Genomic DNA, 20,734 nt, shown 5'->3' with positions numbered 1-20,734 from the left:
CTATTACTGTGCGTTAGCAAACTTAAAGCATAGAAGTAAAGTAACGAGAACTGCAGGCAGATATTAATCAGCAGAGTAGGGCCGAACGACTTAACGTCCGGCCCATATAGTGACGTATTTAGGCTTTTTCCTTTTGAAGCATGGCGGGCAAAGTGGCGAATAGTATTTTCATGTCAAGCCAAAATGAATGGCGGGAAGCGTAGAAATTGTCTAGCTTCTTACGTTCACGTTCAGACATCTCTGTTTTTCCTCTACGACTTATTTGCCAAAGTCCGGTTAAACCGGCAGGGCCTAAAAAACGTGTTGTCCACTCGTTAGAAGTGAGCATTTCAGCCTCGTATAGCGGCAGGGGCCTATTACCCACCATAGACATATCACCAATCAGAACATTAAAGAGCTGAGGCAGTTCGTCTAGACTGGTCTTTCTAAGAAACGCTCCGAAACGTGTTACCCTGGGATCATCTTTGATTTTCACAAAGGCGGCTTTCCCTTTTTCGCCACTACCATATTGATTTAGATCCGAGAGCTGCTCAATCTGTTTGTCTGCATTTACGCGCATGGAGCGAAATTTGTAAAAATCAAAAATCTTGTAGCCCGTCCCGACCCTCTTGCTTTTGTAAATTACAGGTCCTTTCGACTCAAGCCTGATTAATAGCCCGATAAGCAGCAACAAGGGGCTAAGAGTAACTAACGCTAGTCCCGACGCTACAACGTCGAAGACTCTTTTAAGAACAGGAATCTTATAGGTAACGTCAACATTGGCTGAAAGCTCCGTTAGTCTGGGTCTAATAAGCTTAAACTTCACCAGGAAGTTTAAACGCTCGAACAAGTCCGTAACGGGAAAGGGATACACATAGAAATCATGTACTTTTAAAGCAAGAGCCTGAGACTTCCATCTTGGATTATGAAAAGTGGAAAGAACAATTATAATCATCCCGTGTAGAAGAGAGTTCTTTTTCATTGTCTTTACCAAGTCAACCCATAGTCCGTCTGAATCGGCCTCTACTAACAGAATTTCCGGGAGTGTAAGTAAGGACTGTTCGTTGAGGTACTGCTCAACTGAGCGTATGTCCAAAAGAGTCTCATCAAGATCGAAGCCCGCATGAAGTCCGGAGAATACATGCGACCTAATCTCGGCTCCTACGTAGACTATCCGTCCATGGACACCTGTTTGTTGTGAGAAGTTTATGGTTGAAGTTAGTATCATGTAACTTTATCTGTTATTTTCGGATTGCACGAGTAATGCTTCTATCATTGATCTTAACTTTCCCGGATTGAAGGGTTTCTGAAGAAAACCTTCAACTTTAATCTGCATGGTGGTCACCTTCTCTTCAAGGTTCTCCACGCCGGACAAGAGTATGACGGGAGTATTGCGGTAGTATCCGCTTATCTTTAAATTCCTAACCAATGAACTGCCATCGAAATAGGGCATCTGCAAGTCTGAAATAATCAGATCCGGGTCGTTGCCCTGATCTAACCAGTCCACAGCTTCTACGCCGCTGTTTTTAATGACCAGCTCGTAGTCCTTCGATAAAACGAAATTTAAAAGCTTTAGAATGCTTATTTCGTCGTCAACAACTAATATCTGCTTCTTCATTGTGCATTTTACCTCCGCTGAAACGCTCCAGACCCTGCACTTAGAGCACCTGCCAGCAGCACGCTTTATCTGTCATGTGTTATTCGGTTCTTATACGCATCAAACAGAAAGAGGTTCCGATATTTTTACAGGCCGGGCGGACAGTTTTAATTAATCAAAAATTTTTTGATACTTTTAACAATCAGGAGGTGCATATTACTAAGTTGAAATGTTTAAATCATAATTGTGTTTTTGTTGTTTACTTCCGATGTAGAACGTAGTATATAATGTCCGCCCTCCAACTCGTTGCAAAAAAATTACATTAAGAAAAACCAAATACGTTTACTAACATCCATATTTAATTAATTTTGCGTTCCAACATCCAAATTATATGTCAGAAACAGCTTCTTTAACCCTTGGTGACAAAACTTATGATTTCCCGGTTATAACGGGTACTGAAAACGAAAAAGCAATAGACATCTCAAAATTGCGTGATCTGAGTGGCTACATCACACTCGATACAGGATTTAAGAATACAGGTGCTACCAGCAGCGCTATCACTTTTCTTGACGGAGAACAGGGCATCCTGAAATACCGCGGATATCCCATTGAAGAGCTCGCTGAAAAGTCGACCTTCATTGAAGTCGCCTATCTTTTAATTTATGGAGAACTTCCTACTGAAACCCAGATAAAAGAATTTCGCCATAATATAAGCCAGCATACGCTTATACATGAGGATATGAAGAAGTTTTTTGATGCATTTCCTCATAACGCTCATCCAATGGGGCAGCTATGCTCGCTGGTCAGCTCACTTTCTGCATTTTCACCTGAAAGTCTTAACCCTAACCCTAGCAAGGCCGATATCGATCTTGCCGTGATCAAACTTCTGGCGAAAATGCCTACCATCGTTTCCTGGATCTATAAAGGCTCCCTTGGTGAACCTTTTATATACCCTCTGAACAAAATGGACTATGTCACCAATTTCATGCATATGACATTTGGGAAAGTGACCGAAGAAGTGGAAATAGATCCTGTCGTGGTCGACGCACTCGACAAGCTGCTTATCTTACATGCAGATCATGAGCAAAACTGCTCTACTTCTACAGTCAGAATAGTGGGATCTTCAGGCAGTAACTTATATGCTTCAATATCGGCAGGCATTTCTGCACTATGGGGGCCGTTGCACGGAGGAGCAAACCAGGCAGTAATCGAGATGCTGGAACTAATCAAGAACGATGGGGGCGACACGGAGAAATGGATCAACAAAGCCAAGGACAAAGATGATAACTTCCGTCTGATGGGCTTCGGACACCGCGTATATAAGAACTTCGATCCGCGCGCCAGGATTATCAAACAGGCTTGCGACAACATCCTTGAAAAGCTTGGAATAAATGACCCGGTGCTCGAGATAGCTAAAAAACTGGAGGATGCCGCCCTGCATGATCCATACTTTGTGGAAAGAAAATTATATCCGAACGTCGATTTCTATTCCGGCATTATTTATCGTGCACTCGGTTTCCCAACCGAGATGTTCACGGTTCTTTTTGCACTTGGACGGCTTCCCGGATGGATCGCACAGTGGCTGGAACTGAAAGATCATAAGGAACCGATCGGACGGCCGCGGCAGGTCTACACCGGTGAAACAAACAGAACTTTTGTTGATATCAGGCATAGAGGGTAAAACTGAGATTACAAATACAGATTAATAATAAAAGCCCGGTCTAAGTTAAATTAGCCGGGCTTTTTTGTGAAAGTGTATTTGTTTATTGAGACGTTTGATTGATTTTCGGAGGCCTCAATGAGATTGCTTCGCTCCGTTTAAGTAACCGAAAAGAACATTCAATCAAGTGTCTTCCCCTTTTGAGCACGCAGCCCGTGAGTGTTTACTATGAATCTTGCCTTTTGTAGAAGTGCCATTGTCGGATATTACAACAACATCCCGGCAATAGTAGCAGAGAGATAAGAAGCAAGCGTACCACAAATGAGTGCTTTAACACCAAGTTTCGCAAGATCAGACCGGCGCTGAGGTGCTAGTTCACCAATACCTCCCACCTGAATGGCAATCGAACTAAAATTAGCAAATCCGCAAAGCGCAAAGCTGGTAATAATAAGTGTCTTTGGATCGAGTGTAGCTTTTACTTTTGAAAGGTCGAGATAGGCAACGAATTCGTTGATCACCATCTTTGTCCCCATCAGAGAGCCTGCAACATGAGCGTCTTTTCCCGGTACACCCATCGCCCGTGCAAAGACAGAAAAAATACTTCCCAATATCTGGTTCAGACTAAGATGCTGGATGTCAATCCCTACAAAAGACAAGGAAACTCCCCAGCCTGCCAGACCAGCTCCAATCCATCCCAGCACAGCGTCTACCAGGGCAATAATGGCGATAAAGCCTACCAGCATAGCGATCACATTCAGACCAACTTTTAACCCATCACTAGCTCCATGAGATATTGAATCTACCAGATTTGCACTGGTCTTTTTAATCTCAAGCGAGACCTCGCCTTTGGTTTCAGAAACTTCTGTTTCGGGCCATACGATCTTTGATATAACCAGTGCAGCAGGTGCGGCCATGATACTGGCAGCGAGGAGATACTCAGCAGGCACTCCTAATGATATGTAAATGGCCATCACACCGCCAGCAATACAAGCCATGCTACCCGTCATAGAGGCCAGCAGTTCAGACATCGTCATGCCTTTCAAATAGGGCTTAATCATGATCTGCGCTTCCACCTGACCCACAAAAGCACTCGCTACATTAGAAAGAGCCTCTGCTCCCGAAACTCCCATTACCTTATACACGGCATATGCTACCACTTTTACGATTCGCTGCATGATGCCAAGGTAGTACGCCACACTTACCAAGACCGCGACAAAAATGATAGTGGGAACAATGTTAAAGAAGAAGATGGTGTTTACACCAAAGGATTTGCTTAGCGACAGCTGATTGGCCAGAGGACCAAAAACAAATTCAGCGCCTGCATGCGAAAAGTCGAGTATTTTGGTAACAAGTGCACCAAGCCATGCAAATATTACTTTACCAACAGGAACTTTAAGAATAAAGACAGCCAGGATGACCTGTATTGCAAGGCCCGACAGAACAACACGATAATTAATGGCCTTTCGGTTATTTGACATTAAGAAGGCAATGCCAAAGATAAGCACAACACCAATCAGGCCGGTGAAACGTTCCATAAACTATAAAAAGGGATCTATGAGTTGAAATATATTAAGAATTAGCAATTTGCGTATGTATATTAAGAAGATTTCCTTCTGGACAACTCATCCCTGATTTTTACCGCCTTCTCGTATGCCTCGTCACTTAAAGCCTGCTGAAGTTTTTCTTTTAACTCTTCTTCAGACATCGTGGTGTAATTGGCGACCGACTCTGTCGTTTTTTCCTCCGCAACGGTTCCCTCCATGTTCTCCAGAAAAACAAAGTCATTTCCTTCAATCATGATTCCTGCTGTGGCTAGGATAAATTCGTAAGTGTGAATAGGGCATTCAAACCTGACTGCCAGGGCAATAGCATCCGAGGTTCTGGCGTCTATCTCGATCGTTCTCTTTCCGTCAGAACAGATCAACTTGGCGTAAAAGATGCCGTCTACAAGGTTATATATGATAACTTCCTGTATTTCTATGTTAAATGATAAAGCAAAAGACTTGAAAAGGTCATGAGTGAGGGGGCGGGTAGGAGTCATCTTTTCTATTTCTATTGCTATCGCCTGCGCCTCGAAGCCCCCGATTATAATGGGAAGTCGTCGTCTCCCGTTCACTTCTCCCAAAACTAGTGCGTATGCTCCTGACTGCGTTTGGCTGTACGACAAACCTACTATATCTAATTTGATTTTTTTCATGTCTCCCGGCCTTAACCTACTTTGTCTGCTTTAACGCTTTCATGTATCGTCCTTATGTTTGCTGTCTAATGCTTAAGGTTGCGATATCCGCCTTTTTAATCATATTTTACAAAAGGCCTGCCAACAATAAGAGATTTAATAAGCAATATTGTACTTTATCGCCAGTAAATTTACTTTTGTCTGTATTCGCTGGCTGTTCAGCGGATATCATTTTGTTGCAAATTTAGTTTAAAAAAGCCTCTTTTTAAAATGCATGACTCCCGAATACAAAAGCTTTTAGAATTTCTTGAAAAAGACCCGCAGGACCCCTTTCTTAAATATGCACTGGCTACGGAGTATCTCAATATCGGGAATCATCAGAATGCCCTCCGCTATTTCGAAGACCTGACAATTCAACATACTGATTACCTGGGCACTTACTATCACCTGGGAAGGCTTTACGAACATTTAGACCGTCAGGACGACGCGCTGCGAACCTATCAGAAGGGAATGGAGGTCGCACAAGCGCAACATAACGCGCATGCACTTGCGGAATTAAAGGGCGCATATCTTTCAGCCACGGGACAAGACTACGAAGACGATTGATTTGAAAGCAAGGGAACTACTATTCATACGCGACGTTACGTTATTTACCTTCACCGCCTTCGGAGGAGCACAGGCCCATGTGGGCATCATGCTGAGGGAATTTGTGCACAAACGGCACTACATTAACGAAAGCGAACTTCTTGAGTTAAATGCATTTACACAGCTCCTGCCTGGGCCGTCGTCTACTCAGACTATTATCGGCATTGCTTATAAGGTGGGGGGACTTCGCCTTGCCATCCTGACCTTTTTAATCTGGATCTTCCCCTCTGCTGCGGTGATGTGTGCAGCTGCGATGGCCTACTCTCAGCTCGGACAAAAAGAACAGTTTGATCAAATCTTAAGGTTCGTTCAGCCGGTAGCAGTAGGCACAGTGGGATATGCAGCATTCCGGCTCGCCAAGTCTGTGCTAAAAACAAAAACCGCTGCCTGGCTCGCTTTTGCTGCCGTGCCGGTTACACTGATCCTCCGAAACGCCTTCGTATTCCCCTTGCTCATTCTCATTGGCGGTATCATCTCCTCTGCTCTTGAGACTAGTGAAGAAGAAGGAGCATTGCGGGTAAAACTATTTGCGGCTATTAACAGGCAGAAGGTTGTCTACTTCCTTGGCATTCTCCTGCTCTTCGCTGCGCTCGGTGCCATCATTAATCAAACCTCGCCCTTCAGTCTGCCTATCCGTCTGTTTGAGAACTTTTATCGAAACGGAATTATCATATTCGGCGGGGGACAGGTACTCATCCCTCTCATGTTTACAGAGTTTGTGGAAATGAAAGCTTACCTCACCTCGTCTCAGTTCCTGACAGGATACGCCTTCCAGCAGATTATTCCCGGTCCTACCTTTTCATTTACTTCCTTTCTGGGAGCGATGACAATGAAGAATGCCGGAAGCGGGGGACTGGGACAAATTGTAGGGAGCGTAGTAGCGACACTCGGAATTAATCTTCCCGGAGCAATTCTTGTTCTCTTCTTTGTGCCATTCTGGAGTGACCTGAAAAAAATCACGAGGATCAAGAACTCGCTTTCGGGAATTAACGCAGTCGCTGTAGGTTTTATGATTGCCGCATTTATCTTTCTGATGAAGCCGGTGGGCACCAATCTGCTGTCTTTAGGCCTGGTACTATCTACCTTTCTGATTCTACATTACACCCGGGTCAGGGCCCCTATAATAATACTAGTTGGGATCCTGATGGGTATCTTCTTGTAAATATCATTAAAACGGCGGCTCGTCATCGATGTCATCCATTCTGGAAGGCCGGATGATAAAGTTGCCTGGCTTCGGATCAAAATCCTGTGACGGCGAGAGTGCAGCAAATGGATCTGAACCTGTCGCAAGTGCGGAGGATGCTGAAAAGTCTTCGTCGAGGTCGGCAAACTTAACGTACTTGCCCACAAACTTAAGAGGAACCGTTCCGGTCTCACCATTTCTGTGTTTGGCGATAATGACTTCACCTACACCGAGTGTCGACCGCCCTTCTTCGTCCTCGGTCAGACCGTAATACTCGGGCCGGTAAAGGAAGAGAACCATATCTGCGTCCTGCTCAATAGAACCGGATTCACGAAGGTCAGACAGCATTGGCTTCTTGCTTGCACCCGGCCGGCTTTCAACGGCACGACTGAGCTGCGACAAGGCCAGTACAGGCACATTGAGTTCCTTCGCCACTGATTTCAGCGCTCTTGAAATACTACCGATCTCCTGCTCACGGTTACCGCCCTTACCTTCGCCTTTGCCATGCATGAGCTGAAGGTAGTCGACGATGATCATTTGAATATCGTACTGGGCTTTTAGACGACGGCACTTGGCCCGGAATTCAAAAATATTTAAGGCGGGGGTATCATCAATGAACAGCGGAGCTTCTGTCAGCTTCCCAATCTTAGAATGCAGCTGCTGCCATTCCCATTCAGCCAGGTTTCCCTTTCTCAATTTTTCCTGCTCTATTTCTGCTTCGCCTGATATCAGACGATTTACCAGCTGAACGGAGGACATTTCAAGCGAGAACACCACTACAGGTCTGTCAAACTGTACAGCGGCGTTCCTCGCGCAGCTCAGAACGAAGGCCGTTTTACCCATTGCAGGCCGCGCAGCGATGATGACAAGGTCAGAAGGCTGCCAGCCCGAAGTCATTCTGTCGAGTGCCGTAAAGCCCGATGGAATACCTGTCAGACCATCAACGCGATCCTTTAACTTCTCAAGCGCTTCGAGCGATTCCCTCACAATGTCGTCCATTTTGCGCGAATCACGGCGAAGGTTGTTTTGAGCTATATCGAAGAGGTTTTTCTCGGCGTGGTCTAAAAGATCAAAAATATCCGTCGTGTCTTCATACGCATTGTTAATGATCTCGGTAGAAATCCTGATGAGTTCCCGCTGAATATACTTCTGAGAAATAATTCGCGCGTGATATTCGATATTGGCAGCAGAAACGACCCTGTTGGTCAGTTCTGTGATATAATACGCGCCTCCGATCATCTCCAGATGTCCCTGTTGCCTCAATTGAGAGGTAACGGTAAGGATATCAATAGGAGAGGACTTCTGAAACAACGTATGGATAGCTTCAAATATCTTCTGGTGCGCTTCCTTATAGAATACTTCAGGCTTAAGGATGTCAATCACAGCAGACAAGGCGTCCTTTTCAAGCATTAATGCCCCTAGCACGGCTTCTTCCAGGTCTACAGCCTGAGGAGGCAGCTTACCCAATCCACTTACGAGGTTGTTCAACCTCGTTCTTCTTTCTCCAAATCCCGTCCCTTTTCCCTGACTGTTGTACTGATTTTCTTTTTCCAGGCTCATCGGTACAAAAATACACAATAAACAGGTTCCCTTTCTACACATCATGTCATTTACACTTAGTTGTTTTTGTTCAAAAAGCGTCTTTTATATTAACATTCAATTGTTAATAACATGTTAACTGCCCAGAATATCAGCACATAAAAGGGGTCAGGGGGATGTTTATAACTTTAGGAGCTGTTAAAAACAGAGTGCCGCAAAACGAAGCCGCACCATCTTACATGAAAATATTCAGTATTTTCGCTGCTAAATTTTTTGTTAATGAACACTAACCCAGACAGGAATACGCGCGAGAACAACCAGATGATATTTGGGATTAGAGCGGTAATAGAAGCAGTAAAGAGCGGAAGAGATATCGAGGCTGTTTATGTACAGCGAGGTTTAACAGGGGGATTGTTTCTGGAGCTGCGGGCCGTTCTGAAAGACAAGCAGATCAATTATCAGCAGGTTCCTGTCGAAAAACTGAACAGGATCACCCGAAAGAACCATCAGGGGGTTATTGGGGTTATATCGCCCATTACCTACCAGAGCATTGAAAGTATCATCCCCGATATCTACGAGCGGGGGGAGACGCCGCTGATCCTTCTTCTCGATGGTATAACAGATGTGCGGAATCTGGGAGCCATCGCGCGAACAGCTGAATGTGCAGGTGTTCACGCCATCGTTGTTCCGGTGAAGGGCTCTGCGCAGGTTAATTCTGATGCGGTGAAAACATCGGCCGGTGCGCTCTTTAAGATCCCCGTTTGCCGGCATGAAAGTCTTTTAAAGGTGACGCGTTTCCTGCGTGAGTCGGGACTGCAAATAGTGGCCTGCACTGAGAAGACCAACGATTATCTCTACAAGGTGGATTACACTGGTCCGACTGCCGTAGTGATGGGCTCAGAAGAAGACGGAATTTCTTCAGAGATTATACGATCGGCCGATCATCTCGCGAAAATTCCGATGAACGGAGAGATCGCCTCATTAAACGTTTCCGTTTCGGCAGGCATCATTCTTTACGAGGCAGTGCGTCAGAGAGGTTTTTAATAGCAGTATAAAAAAAGAGGCCGAATCACATGCGATCCAGCCTCTTTTTTTATACTGACAAAGCGGACGCCTAAGAAAGCAGTCCCGGTGTTTCAACCACTTCGTCTACATCTTTCTGATAATCTACACCTGCAATATTAAATCCGAAGAGGTTCATGAAGTCTTTTCGATAGCCTTCCAGATCGCCGATGGCGGAAAGATTTTCGGTTGTAGCTTCTTCCCATAGCCGCGATACTTCCGACTGAACGTTTTCTCTCATTTCCCAGTCATCTATCCGTATCCGTCCTTGTTCATCCGTCGGAACAGCACCGCCGTTATAAAGTCTTGCAGCAAAAAGACGCTGAATTTGCTCAATGCATCCTTCGTGGATATTATCGGCCTTCATTACCTTAAATAAAAGCGACATATATAGCGGAATAACCGGGATAGCAGAACTCGCTTGCGTAACCAATGCCTTGTTCACTGATACATAAGCTTTGCCTTTAAGATCACCCAGCACCTGGTCAATAACACCTACAGTCTTTTCAAGATCATCTTTTGCCTTTCCGATTGTGCCTTTTCTGTAGACAGGCTCGGTCAAAGACGGGCCGATGTAAGAATAGGCTACAGTGAGAGCACCCTCAGCCAGTACGCCCGCAGCTTTAAGCGTCTCTATCCAGAAAAGCCAGTCCTCGCCGCCCATTACTGCTACGGTATTCTCTACATCCTGTCCGCCCGCAGGTTCTATCGAAATATCTGAAACAATGCCGGTGTGAAAATCGACAGTTTTACTTGTGAAGGGCTGCCCGATCGGCTTTAAAACAGATTGGTGGGTTACTCCGGTTTTAGGATGAGTCCTTCTGGGCGAAGCAAGTGAATAGATGACCAGATCAATCGTGCCCAGGTCTTGTTTAATCAGGTTTACTGTTTTTTCCTTGACCTCATCCGAGAAAGCATCTCCGTTGATGCTTTTGGCATAAAGACCTGCCCCGATAGCTTGCTGCTCAAAAGCGGCATTATTGTACCAGCCCGCTGATCCGGGCTTTCCTTCTGCAGCCGGCTTTTCAAAAAATACCCCTATAGTAGATGCACCGGATCCAAATGCACTCGTTATCCGGGACGCGAGACCAAAACCGGTAGAGGCTCCAATTACTAAAACTTTCTTTGGTCCTTCAATTGAACCTTTTGATTTTATGTAATTTATCTGGTTAATTACATTCTGTTCACATCCGGCAGGATGGGCCGTAGTACAAATGAAACCTCTTATTTTTGGCTCAATAATCATTGTTTTTTTCGCTTATAAAGATTCAAACTTAGAAATATTTTCGCAATTGCAGGAATTTACTCCCACATTCATAGCAGCAGCCCTGAATGTCGGGCGCTTCAAGTCTTGAAACACGAGTTTCATCGTTGGATCAAATTTTATTCACAGGGAGGGATGAGCGTTTTCATTCAGTGCCCGCCTTCGATCAAAATACTAGATTTACATACTCAAGGCTTAGTAAACATGAGCCCTGTGCCACAATAAGGAAAAGCAGCGCGCAGGCTTTTCTGATTTTACTTTTTATGGGATAGGGAACGCGATTTTTTTAAACTGTATTCAATGGAAAAACTGGTTCAGTACATTTTGAAATTTGGAAGTCTCAGCAAGCAAGAAGTTGAACTTGTCTTAAATAAAGGGAAAACACTACAGATAAACAAAGACGATTACTTTTCGGAGGCTGGAAAAATCCCGAAGCAGGTCGGGTTTATTGCCGAAGGAGTTATTCGGGGCTGTTACTACAACAAGAAGGGAGAAGAGATTACGCGGTGTTTCGTTCTTGAAAATAGTATGGTGTGTGATTACCTCAACTTTGAGGCAAACACTCCCTCGTCCGAGTATCTCCAGGCGGTTACCAATTGCAGCCTTATCGTTTTTTCCAAAAAGGATTGGGAGGAGCTCTCTGATAGTATCGTTGAATGGGACTCTGTTAAAAATAAGATGGTGCAACTATGTATGTACCAAAAATCGAGAAAAGGCCCTGTAATATCGCAGGATGCTACCACAAGATATTTAGAGTTCCTGGAAAATTATCCTTCGGCCATCAATCGCATTCCGTTGTCATACGTCGCCTCATACCTGGGAGTAACACAACAATCGCTAAGCAGAATACGGCGAAATATCCGTTGACTTACTTTTTTACCATTTGGTAAACAGCTCCGCTGTTGAATGCCCGAATTTTGGATCGGAAATTTAATGTTTACAGGGTATGAAAACAGCACTAATTACGGGAGCCAACAAGGGTATTGGATTCGAAACAGCCAGACAGCTTTTACAAAAAGGATTTTTTGTCTTTATTGGAAGCCGCAGTTTGGAGAACGGTCTGGAAGCGGTAAAGAAATTAAATGCAGAGGGACTATTGCATGTTGAAGCAATACAATTAGATGTTACCGACGATAGATCAGTTCGGCATGCTCGTGAAGAAGTAGGTAAAAAGACACAGGTACTCGATGTTCTTATTAATAATGCCGGTATCAATGGAGGAAGTGCACCGTATACCATTCTTGAAGCGACAAGGAACGAATATATGGATGCACTTAAAACCAATGTAATTGGAGTAGCGAGCGTTACACAAGCATTTCTGGATTTATTACGGAATGCTTCTGAACCACGAATAGTCAATGTGAGTACCAGTGTCGGATCGCTTTCATTACAAAGCGATCCGCAGTGGCCGGCATATAAGTACGCAAAATATGGTGTCTATGCCGTGTCGAAGGCTGCTTTGAATATGTACACGATACAGCTGGCCTATGAATTGCGCGATACTAATTTTAAAGTGAATGCTGTTTGTCCGGGACTGACAAAGACTGATTTTACATTCTTCAATGGCGGGGAAGTAAGCATTGCTGCTAACAGGATTATTAAATATGCCCTGACAGATAAGAACGGCCCCACGGGTAAATTTTTCAGTGAAGAAACAAACCCCGAAACCGGAGAGATTCCCTGGTAGAGTATACCTGTTTGCCAAATCTAACTGAATAAACTTACTTTTATCAAGGGGGGCTTTATTTCCCTGGTTGTTTTGAACGGGTACTGAATTAAATTAAGAACATCATGACAGAGTTTTGGGAAGCAGCATTTAAGGACAAGCAGGAAATGTGGGGACTTGAGTCTGCGCAATCGGCATTGCTCACAGCTGCGTTGTTTGAAACGAAGGGGGTAAGAAAGGTGCTTATCCCCGGAATAGGCTACGGCCGGAACGCTCAGGTCTTCTTGAGCAAAGGAATGGAAGTTACTGGTATCGAAATTTCAAGAACAGCAATAGAACTGGCAGAAAAGCACTATGGCACGACAATGAAAATCCACTATGGTTCGGTAGCAGATATGCCTTTCGATAACGATCGTTATGAAGGTATCTTCAGCCATGCTTTGATTCATCTGCTGGATGAACAAGAAAGGGCTAAATTCATTGGCGATTGCTATGATCAGTTGGTTGTTAACGGATATATGGTCTTTACGGCAATATCAAAGAAAGCACTGACCTTCGGCCAGGGCACCTTTCTCAGCAAGGACCGGTACGAGCAGTTCGGAGGCGTCAAGATATTTTTTTATGACGAAACTTCCGTTCAGGAGGAGTTTGGCAAGTACGGATTAGTCGGGATCACTGAAGTGGCCGAAAATCATCCCCTGTTTTTGATTACCTGTTTTAAGAAAGCAAATTGAAACAGTATAGCCGTTGCAATAACGGTCAGGGTAAAGTAACTCTGATCTTTTAATTTTTCTCTTCTCTACTCCGATGGGAGGAGGCGATAAGTTTAGATCTTTAGGTTAACAGACACAAGTCCGCCACTACAGCGATTAAGTTTAATAAAAAAAGCCGCTTAGAATTCACTAAGCGGCTTTTTTCGTAGTCTTGCTAGGGTTCGAACCTAGATTTTCAGAGCCAGAATCTGACGTGGTACCATTACACTACAAGACTATTTAAAGAACGTCAGGCTATCAGCGCCTGAATGTGGTGCAAAAATACAATAAAAATGATTCGTGAGAAATGAAATTGAAAATTTTGCGAGGACAGGTATATTATCGCCTAATAAGCCGATATTTTCTATTTATCGCCAATTTAGGCGATAATTTCAAATTATCGCCTAATTAAGCTATATTTGAAGCATGCATCCATCTAAAGCAGTACTAACAGGCGATATTGTCAATTCAAGCTTTCTAAATAAAAAGCAGCTTGAAGAGTTACTGGCCACTATCAAGTCTGAACTGAAGTGGCAAAAAGCCAAAAGCGACATCTACCGCGGAGATAGTTTCCACGCCTTGTGCGAACCGGAGGAAGCGCTTACTCTGGCCCTGAGATTACGAGCAATCGCCTTGCAATACTCCTCCCAAAGCGAAGGTGATGTGATTGACATCCGCATTGCTATTGGTATAGGTGCAGTTGAAGAGCCAGTTAAAGATATAGCGACAGCCCAGGGAGAAGCGTTCTTACTTTCAGGAAGAGAGCTAGATGAATTAACTAAAACGACCTCCAGATTAGCCATCCGCTGCGCTGAGCCTAAAGTAGATACCGGACTGGAAGCTGTCGCCGTATTAGCAGACCTCCTGATTCAAAAACTATCAGTAAAACAAGCTCAGGTAGTTGCCGAATTGCTTAGCGGATACACCCAGACAGAAGCAGCAAGAAAGCTCGGAAAAACGCAATCGACAATAAACAAACACGCGCAAGCAGCAAATTGGACAGAGCTTGATAAAGCAATCAGAATATATCGTAAACTTGTATCACTGATTAATTAGCCCCTATGTTAGCCCTCTGGTACCTTAAAATGCTCTCTGCCCATCTCCTTACAGATTTCGTTCTTCAGCCGCAAGCCTGGGTAAAAGGGCGGATGACATATCACTGGAGGTCGCATCATCTGTACCTGCACGTCCTGGTAACAGCCCTGCTCGCCTGGACATTTACCGGCTTCACGTATCTTGCAGTTCCCTTCGTGATACTCATTACCCATTTCTTCATTGACCTTTGGAAGTCCTACAGGCCCCAGACAGTGGCTTACTTTGTTGCCGATCAGATACTGCACATCGCCGTTATTGCCGCTCTTGGTCTGTATCTATTTCCTGGAGAGATTCCGGAAGTTACAAGCGCCCTGACTTCGCTCAATACCACCCACTTCTGGTTATGCACCATGGCAATCATCTTCCTCTCTTACCCCGCCGGTATCACAATCGGAATGCTGACCTCGAAATGGAGAAACCAGATCCATCCTCAGGAAAACAGCCTTGGCAGTGCAGGAAAATGGATTGGCATTCTGGAACGCCTCATTATATTCGTGCTGGTTGTTTTCGATCAATACGCCGCAATCGGACTGCTAACCGCGGCCAAGTCCATACTCCGCTTCAGCGATACCAAAGATGCTCCTCAACGTTCGGAGTACGTTCTTATCGGCACCCTCATCAGTGTCGCCACCGCCATTACCACCGGATTGCTTGTTAAAGCAGCGCTGAAATAGCGTTTCCCCGCACGTCTATTGACGGTTATTGAGATCGCTATTGTTTTTTACAAGGACTCAATGAGATCGATTCGCTACTTTATTTGCACGGTTAACTGCTTTGCCAAGACGCCCATGCGCTTGGCTTCACTAGGTATTGAGGCATTAAACTGTTTTTGCCAACGCCTCAATGAGATTGCTTCGCTAGGTTATTGCGACCATTACGTAGCTTTGGCGATACGAAAGCCATCTTTAAATAGCTTTTTTACTGAGCTGTCCCCTCGATTTTTGTGGATAAGCAAATTTTGATATGTGAAGGGATAGCCCCAAATTCGCAGTCTTTTACTGATTTTGTCTCAGAAATATGATTTCACACTTTAAAAAGATCGCAGAAGAGCTCTCTTTGACCGAAAAGCAGGTCAGCACAACTGTATCCTTACTGGACGAGGGGGCCACAGTCCCTTTTATTTCCAGATACCGTAAAGAGATGACCGGCAGCTTAGACGAAGTTCAGGTAGCTACAATCCGCGACCGGGCAGAACAATTACGTGAACTGGACAAGCGCCGCGACGCCATACTCAAGTCGCTGACCGAGATGGGAAAACTTAGCAAAGAGCTGGAGCAGCAATTAAAGGATGCTGAGACTATGACAGCCCTGGAAGACCTTTACCTGCCGTACCGGCCCAAGCGCAAAACCAGAGCAAGTGTTGCGCGGGAGAAAGGCCTCCAGCCACTCGCTGATCTTATTATGGCGCAAGAAAAATTTGACGTACTGGAAGAGGCATCAAAATATATAAGCGAAGAAAAGGGTGTTCATTCAGATGCCGACGCTTTAGCCGGGGCACGTGATATTATCGCCGAGCAGATAAGCGAGCACGCAGAAGCGCGGTCCCTCATCAGGGAGCTTTTCCTGGAGAAAGGCGAATTCGAATCAAAAGTCATTGAAGGAAAAGAAGTTGAGGGAGAAAAGTACAAGGATTACTTTGACTGGCACGAGCCTGTAAAGACCGCTCCGTCACACCGGATCCTGGCCATGCGACGAGGCGAAAAAGAACTGGTACTCAGTCTGAACGTTGCTCCCCAGGAGGAAGATGCAGTAGCCATTCTCGACCGCTTTTTTGTCAAGTCAGGCTACAGCAAGTCTGACCAGGTCAGACTTGCTGTAGCCGACAGCTACAAGCGATTGCTAAAGCCGTCTATGGAAACTGAGGTCCGCTTGCTTACGAAGAAGCGCGCTGATGAAGAGGCCATAAGGGTATTTGCCGAGAACGCCCGTCAGCTGCTCCTCGCTGCTCCGCTGGGGCAGAAGAGGATCCTTGCAATCGACCCCGGTTTCCGTACCGGATGTAAGGTCGTTTGCCTTGACGAACAGGGGAAGCTGCTGGAGAACACCACCATCTATCCGCACACCGGAGCAGGTGGCGCGGCAGAAGCCCAAAAGACCGTAGAACATCTTGTGAACATACACGCCGTGGAAGCAATAGCCATTGGAAACGGTACCGCAGGACGCGAGACAGAAACATTTGTACGTAAGCTTAACCTGCCGGGCGTCACCATCGTGATGGTTAACGAAAGCGGTGCTTCCATCTATTCCGCCTCTGAAGTAGCGCGCGAAGAATTTCCGGATAAGGATGTTACCGTCAGAGGTGCCGTGTCGATTGGCCGGCGTTTAATGGATCCGCTTGCCGAACTGGTTAAGATCGATCCAAAGTCAATTGGCGTAGGTCAGTATCAGCACGATGTTGATCAGAATAAGCTGCAGGTATCTCTGGACGATACCGTAGTGAGCTGCGTAAATGCAGTGGGAGTGGAGCTCAATACTGCTTCCCGTCAGATCCTGTCGTACGTCTCAGGACTCGGCCCGCAGCTTGCCAGAAGCATCGTAGAGTACAGAAATCAAAACGGAGCTTTTAAAAGAAGAACGGAACTTAAAAAAGTGCCGCGCCTTGGTGAAAAAGCGTTCGAGCAGTGTGCCGGCTTCCTTCGCATTCGAAATGCGGAGCATCCCCTTGATTCAAGCGCTGTTCACCCCGAGCGATATGCCCTGGTTGAAAAGATGGCGGCCGACCTTAACTGCAAGGTTCAGGATCTGATGAAGGACGAAAACCTGCGCAAAAAGATCAGGATCGAAAATTATGTAAGCGAAACAGTCGGACTTCCCACCTTAAAAGATATTTTACAGGAGTTAGCCAAGCCTGGCAGAGACCCAAGGGAGCAGTTTGAAGCGTTCAGCTTTACCGAGGGAGTAAACGATATCTCTGATCTCAGGATCGGTATGAAGTTACCCGGCATCGTAACCAATATTACAAACTTCGGGGTTTTTGTAGATGTCGGCGTCCATCAGGACGGACTGGTTCATTTAAGCCAGCTTGCTAATCGTTTTGTGAAAGACCCTAATGAAGTGGTCAAGGTCCATCAAAAGGTAGAAGTAACCGTTACAGAGGTTGATATAAACAGAAAGAGGATCTCCTTGTCGATGAAGAAGGACGAAAGCGTGCCGGATAGAACCAGACCCTCAAAAGCGCATGGAAAGAAGCAGAAAGCAGAGGATTTTAGTGCAAAACTTGCGGCCCTGAAAAGCAAATTTTCCTAGAATCAGAGCGATTCTATTGAGGCCATTGATCGTTGTTTCAATGGCCTCCACCATGTTCTTACCTTCATGCCCGTTGCAGAGTGAAGCTAATGAATGTTTATCTCTAAAGTTCTCAGCGCGATCGCTTCTTAATGTTATTGGAGGTATTGGCTGTTGCTTTAAATGCATCAATCTGAGCTCTACACTAAATAATTAAGAGCGTCAACTGTTTTTCCAGTGGAATCAATAACCTGGTTCCCTTAGGCTAGAGGCAGATCCGAACGATCGACTCTCTGTCACATCATCTTGCCCTTGCAGTTTAGAAATGCTTCAGATCTTCCCGGCTAGGGCCGTAGTGGCCGGTCCTCAGTCCTGATGCAAAAGCGTGCCAAATTCGTACCTCATTCTGAAACACCTCCTGTTCTCCTGGTCCCTGCATCCTGTATGCGCTCTGTTGACCGGAAGGTGAGGGCATCCTGACCCCGACGTGAGTCCGACTTACGTAGGCAAAAGTCGGACTCATGTCGGGGTCAACACAGGCTCAATACGGGCTCAATAGAACCCAGGGACGGCGCAAGCACCTCGCAAAGCCCGTTTTATTGCGCCCGAGTCCATACCATGGTACTAACATGGTACGTCGCAGGAACACGTCATCGCCTTATGAAGAAAGCTCGTCTATCAGGACGTTTTGAGACCAATTTTTCAAAAAAATAAGGAGCGAGACAGACCCGTAAAAAAAGAAGATAATTTTTACAAAATCCCAGAACCTTTTATTTTACGAATTGTTCCACTGATATGAACATTGCAGAGAACAGCATCGCATCCAAAGCGAATAGCTTTAATTTTTTTATCAATCTGTTTGATTATGGGGAGTTTAATGAATTAGTGGTTACTCAAGATGCTGAAGGATACCAGGTAAAGTTAGACAATGACACATTTTTGTGTACGATTGTCCGGGACCTGGATTCGAGATGGAGAATGGTAAAAGGCAATATTCCAGCCTCTCTAATGAACAAGATCACCCAGGGGATCGACAGAAAACTCAAAAACTAAAGTTTCTACCTGATAAGGGCAGAATAAAATAAAAGAGGTCGTCTCATTAGTATGGGCCGGCCTCTTTTATGTATAAAGACTTTTGTGGCTGCTGGCGCCTTTGCCAGTTGCACTGCACGAACTACAAGCCCGCGGCAATATTTTGCTCAAACCGTGTGAAGATACCGATGCTCAAGGCCTTCAATTTTCCCGAGCCAGTCGAGCACCTTATTTAACTGCCCCTTCCGTATTTCAAGCTCAATAACGCACTTGTCTTCATAGTCCTGCTTCAAAATGGCCAGCCCTTCCTCTTTAATAATTTTCATCACATCATTCATGCTCAGGTAGTCAAAGTGCAGGCTATAGACGTCATTCACTGTCTTTTCAACCACCTTCGCTTCCTTTAGTGCTTCAGCTGTTGCAGTCTTGTACGCATTGATCAGGCCCGGAACACCCAGAAGCGTCCCGCCGAAATAGCGCACTACAACCACCCCAAGATTGGTAAGATCGGCCGAAAGGATGGTGTTCAGAATGGGACGGCCGGCCGTGCCGGAGGGCTCGCCGTCGTCATTGAGCCTGAACACATTCCTGTCAGGACTGAGACGAAAGGCCCAGCAATGATGCCTGGCTTTGGGGTGCTCCGCTTTTATTGCCGCAAGCTGATCCTTAAAATCCTCTTCAGACCGTATCGGAAAAGCGGAGGCAATGAATTTACTTCCCTTATCTCTGAATATCCCTTCCGCCGGTCCGGTAATGGTCCGGTATGTATCGTCAAACAACATGCGGCAAGTATAGGCAAAAACGATAAAGGCTAAAATTAAAACCCTGCTTTTCATTACTTGTTAAGTACTCCAAAGATCTATCAAATTGAACGACATGACACAAGAGCAACAAAAAGGAGCGCAACCGCCGCAACATCAGGACAAACAGCCGGGTATAGAATCAGAAATGACACCGAGGCCTGCCTATGAAGGAGAACAACAGGACGTATTTTCCAAACTTGCAGGAAAGGTAGCCATCATCACAGGAGGGGACAGCGGAATAGGCCGTGCTGTTGCCGTAGCTTTTGCCAGGCAGGGAGCTGACGTAGCGATCTCCTATCTTGATGAGCACGAAGACGCTAAGGAAACGAAGTGGCAGGTGGAGAATGAAGGTCAAAAATGCCTGCTCATCCCCGGCGATGTGAGCAGCGAACAGCATTGTATTGACATTGTGGAGCAAACAGTGAAAGAGTTCGGAAGGCTTGATATCGTGGTCAATAACGCTGCCGTGCAGTATCCCAAAGACAATCTGGAAGAGATCTCTGCAGAGCAGCTTGAAAAGACGTTCAGAACTAACATCTTTCCGCACTTCTTCCTCACAAAAGCAGCGCTTAAGTACCTCGGCAAGGGAAGCGCTATCATCAACACCACATCTGTCACGGCGTACAGGGGAAGCAGTCACCTCATCGACTATGCTTCTACCAAAGGGGCTATAGTGGGCTTTACGCGATCCTTGTCTACGGCCCTGGCACCAAGAGGCATCCGGGTGAACGGAGTGGCTCCGGGTCCTATCTGGACTCCGCTTATTCCTTCAACTTTCCCTGAGGAGCATGTTGCTACCTTCGGAAACGACGTCCCCTTAAAACGGCCGGGGCAGCCTGAAGAAGTAGCGACGTGTTATGTCTTCCTCGCTTCAGCAGATTCAAGCTATATGACCGGTCAGGTTTTGCACCCTAACGGCGGAGAAATAATCAATGGTTAAACATCTTATTAAACTGGTTAAAAAAACAGATATTTTTTTAAATTTTTTTATTCTCGCCCGCACTAATATTGCGGATATTTTAATCAGGTAAGATATTAGCTATCAATATTATAACA

Annotated in this window: 19 protein-coding genes and 1 tRNA gene; 12 read left to right on the top strand and 8 right to left on the bottom strand. The window is 45.5% G+C overall.

Going from position 1 to position 20,734, the window contains the following annotated elements:
• Nucleotides 1-118: 118 nt before the first annotated feature.
• Nucleotides 119-1,207: a sugar transferase gene (locus ACES2C_RS17050; protein WP_374164269.1), complete on the bottom strand. Its 1,089-nt coding sequence runs from the start codon at nucleotides 1,205-1,207 to the stop codon at nucleotides 119-121.
• 6 nt (nucleotides 1,208-1,213) lie between these two features.
• Nucleotides 1,214-1,597: a response regulator gene (locus ACES2C_RS17045; protein WP_374164268.1), complete on the bottom strand. Its 384-nt coding sequence runs from the start codon at nucleotides 1,595-1,597 to the stop codon at nucleotides 1,214-1,216.
• 370 nt (nucleotides 1,598-1,967) lie between these two features.
• Between ACES2C_RS17045 and ACES2C_RS17040 the strand changes: the two genes are divergently transcribed.
• Nucleotides 1,968-3,257: a citrate synthase gene (locus ACES2C_RS17040; protein ID WP_374164267.1), complete on the top strand. Its 1,290-nt coding sequence runs from the start codon at nucleotides 1,968-1,970 to the stop codon at nucleotides 3,255-3,257.
• A gap of 245 nt (nucleotides 3,258-3,502) precedes the next feature.
• On the opposite strand, the gene ACES2C_RS17035 is transcribed toward ACES2C_RS17040, so the two are convergent.
• Complete coding sequence (locus ACES2C_RS17035) at nucleotides 3,503-4,771, bottom strand: NupC/NupG family nucleoside CNT transporter (protein ID WP_374164266.1); 1,269 nt, start codon at nucleotides 4,769-4,771, stop codon at nucleotides 3,503-3,505.
• Nucleotides 4,772-4,833: 62 nt separating this feature from the next.
• Entirely contained in the window at nucleotides 4,834-5,433 is a 600-nt protein-coding gene (locus tag ACES2C_RS17030; RefSeq protein WP_374164265.1) for a bifunctional nuclease domain-containing protein, read from the bottom strand.
• A 249-nt stretch (nucleotides 5,434-5,682) separates the two neighbouring features.
• Here ACES2C_RS17030 and ACES2C_RS17025 point away from each other — a divergent pair, with 249 nt between their 5' ends.
• Both ACES2C_RS17025 and chrA read left to right on the top strand, forming a co-directional pair.
• On the top strand, nucleotides 5,683-6,018 hold the full coding sequence (locus ACES2C_RS17025; protein WP_374164264.1) for a tetratricopeptide repeat protein: 336 nt from the start codon (nucleotides 5,683-5,685) through the stop codon (nucleotides 6,016-6,018).
• Between the two features lies 1 nt (nucleotide 6,019).
• Entirely contained in the window at nucleotides 6,020-7,219 is a 1,200-nt protein-coding gene (gene chrA, locus ACES2C_RS17020; protein WP_374164263.1) for a chromate efflux transporter, read from the top strand.
• Between the two features lie 6 nt (nucleotides 7,220-7,225).
• Here the strand turns inward: chrA and dnaB are convergent, their stop codons facing one another.
• Nucleotides 7,226-8,800 carry a replicative DNA helicase gene (dnaB, locus tag ACES2C_RS17015; RefSeq protein ID WP_374164262.1) on the bottom strand — a complete coding sequence of 525 codons (1,575 nt, stop codon included), beginning with the start codon at nucleotides 8,798-8,800 and terminating at the stop codon, nucleotides 7,226-7,228.
• A 258-nt stretch (nucleotides 8,801-9,058) separates the two neighbouring features.
• On the opposite strand from dnaB, the gene rlmB reads away from it, so the two are divergent.
• The gene (gene rlmB / locus ACES2C_RS17010; RefSeq protein WP_374164261.1) at nucleotides 9,059-9,823 is read left to right on the top strand and encodes a 23S rRNA (guanosine(2251)-2'-O)-methyltransferase RlmB; all 765 of its coding nucleotides are present in this window, start codon (nucleotides 9,059-9,061) and stop codon (nucleotides 9,821-9,823) included.
• A 70-nt stretch (nucleotides 9,824-9,893) separates the two neighbouring features.
• Here the strand turns inward: rlmB and fabV are convergent, their stop codons facing one another.
• On the bottom strand, nucleotides 9,894-11,087 hold the full coding sequence (gene fabV / locus ACES2C_RS17005) for an enoyl-ACP reductase FabV (RefSeq protein ID WP_374164260.1): 1,194 nt from the start codon (nucleotides 11,085-11,087) through the stop codon (nucleotides 9,894-9,896).
• Between the two features lie 318 nt (nucleotides 11,088-11,405).
• Here fabV and ACES2C_RS17000 point away from each other — a divergent pair, with 318 nt between their 5' ends.
• From ACES2C_RS17000 to ACES2C_RS16990, 3 genes are all read left to right on the top strand, one after another.
• Nucleotides 11,406-11,972 carry a Crp/Fnr family transcriptional regulator gene (locus tag ACES2C_RS17000; protein ID WP_374164259.1) on the top strand — a complete coding sequence of 189 codons (567 nt, stop codon included), beginning with the start codon at nucleotides 11,406-11,408 and terminating at the stop codon, nucleotides 11,970-11,972.
• A gap of 79 nt (nucleotides 11,973-12,051) precedes the next feature.
• A complete protein-coding gene (locus ACES2C_RS16995) occupies nucleotides 12,052-12,792 on the top strand; it encodes an SDR family oxidoreductase (RefSeq protein ID WP_374164258.1) in 741 nt (246 codons plus the stop codon).
• A 104-nt stretch (nucleotides 12,793-12,896) separates the two neighbouring features.
• A complete protein-coding gene (locus ACES2C_RS16990; protein WP_374164257.1) occupies nucleotides 12,897-13,505 on the top strand; it encodes a class I SAM-dependent methyltransferase in 609 nt (202 codons plus the stop codon).
• A 185-nt stretch (nucleotides 13,506-13,690) separates the two neighbouring features.
• On the opposite strand, the gene ACES2C_RS16985 is transcribed toward ACES2C_RS16990, so the two are convergent.
• Nucleotides 13,691-13,761: transfer RNA gene (locus ACES2C_RS16985), tRNA-Gln, on the bottom strand.
• A 188-nt stretch (nucleotides 13,762-13,949) separates the two neighbouring features.
• On the opposite strand from ACES2C_RS16985, the gene ACES2C_RS16980 reads away from it, so the two are divergent.
• From ACES2C_RS16980 to ACES2C_RS16965, 4 genes are all read left to right on the top strand, one after another.
• On the top strand, nucleotides 13,950-14,579 hold the full coding sequence (locus ACES2C_RS16980) for a hypothetical protein (protein ID WP_374164256.1): 630 nt from the start codon (nucleotides 13,950-13,952) through the stop codon (nucleotides 14,577-14,579).
• A gap of 5 nt (nucleotides 14,580-14,584) precedes the next feature.
• Entirely contained in the window at nucleotides 14,585-15,292 is a 708-nt protein-coding gene (locus ACES2C_RS16975; RefSeq protein WP_374164255.1) for a DUF3307 domain-containing protein, read from the top strand.
• A gap of 343 nt (nucleotides 15,293-15,635) precedes the next feature.
• Entirely contained in the window at nucleotides 15,636-17,864 is a 2,229-nt protein-coding gene (locus tag ACES2C_RS16970) for a Tex family protein (protein WP_374164254.1), read from the top strand.
• Nucleotides 17,865-18,638: 774 nt separating this feature from the next.
• On the top strand, nucleotides 18,639-18,896 hold the full coding sequence (locus ACES2C_RS16965; RefSeq protein ID WP_374164253.1) for a hypothetical protein: 258 nt from the start codon (nucleotides 18,639-18,641) through the stop codon (nucleotides 18,894-18,896).
• A 146-nt stretch (nucleotides 18,897-19,042) separates the two neighbouring features.
• Here the strand turns inward: ACES2C_RS16965 and ACES2C_RS16960 are convergent, their stop codons facing one another.
• Entirely contained in the window at nucleotides 19,043-19,657 is a 615-nt protein-coding gene (locus ACES2C_RS16960) for a YigZ family protein (RefSeq protein ID WP_374166976.1), read from the bottom strand.
• Nucleotides 19,658-19,751: 94 nt separating this feature from the next.
• Between ACES2C_RS16960 and ACES2C_RS16955 the strand changes: the two genes are divergently transcribed.
• A complete protein-coding gene (locus ACES2C_RS16955) occupies nucleotides 19,752-20,618 on the top strand; it encodes an SDR family oxidoreductase (RefSeq protein WP_374164252.1) in 867 nt (288 codons plus the stop codon).
• Nucleotides 20,619-20,734 lie beyond the last annotated feature (116 nt).

This window comes from Arcticibacter sp. MXS-1 (assembly GCF_041902385.1).
Classification (GTDB): Bacteria; Bacteroidota; Bacteroidia; order Sphingobacteriales; family Sphingobacteriaceae; genus Arcticibacter.
The sequence above is the reverse complement of the archived record's forward strand: the minus strand, read 5'-3'. Positions and strand labels throughout refer to the sequence as shown.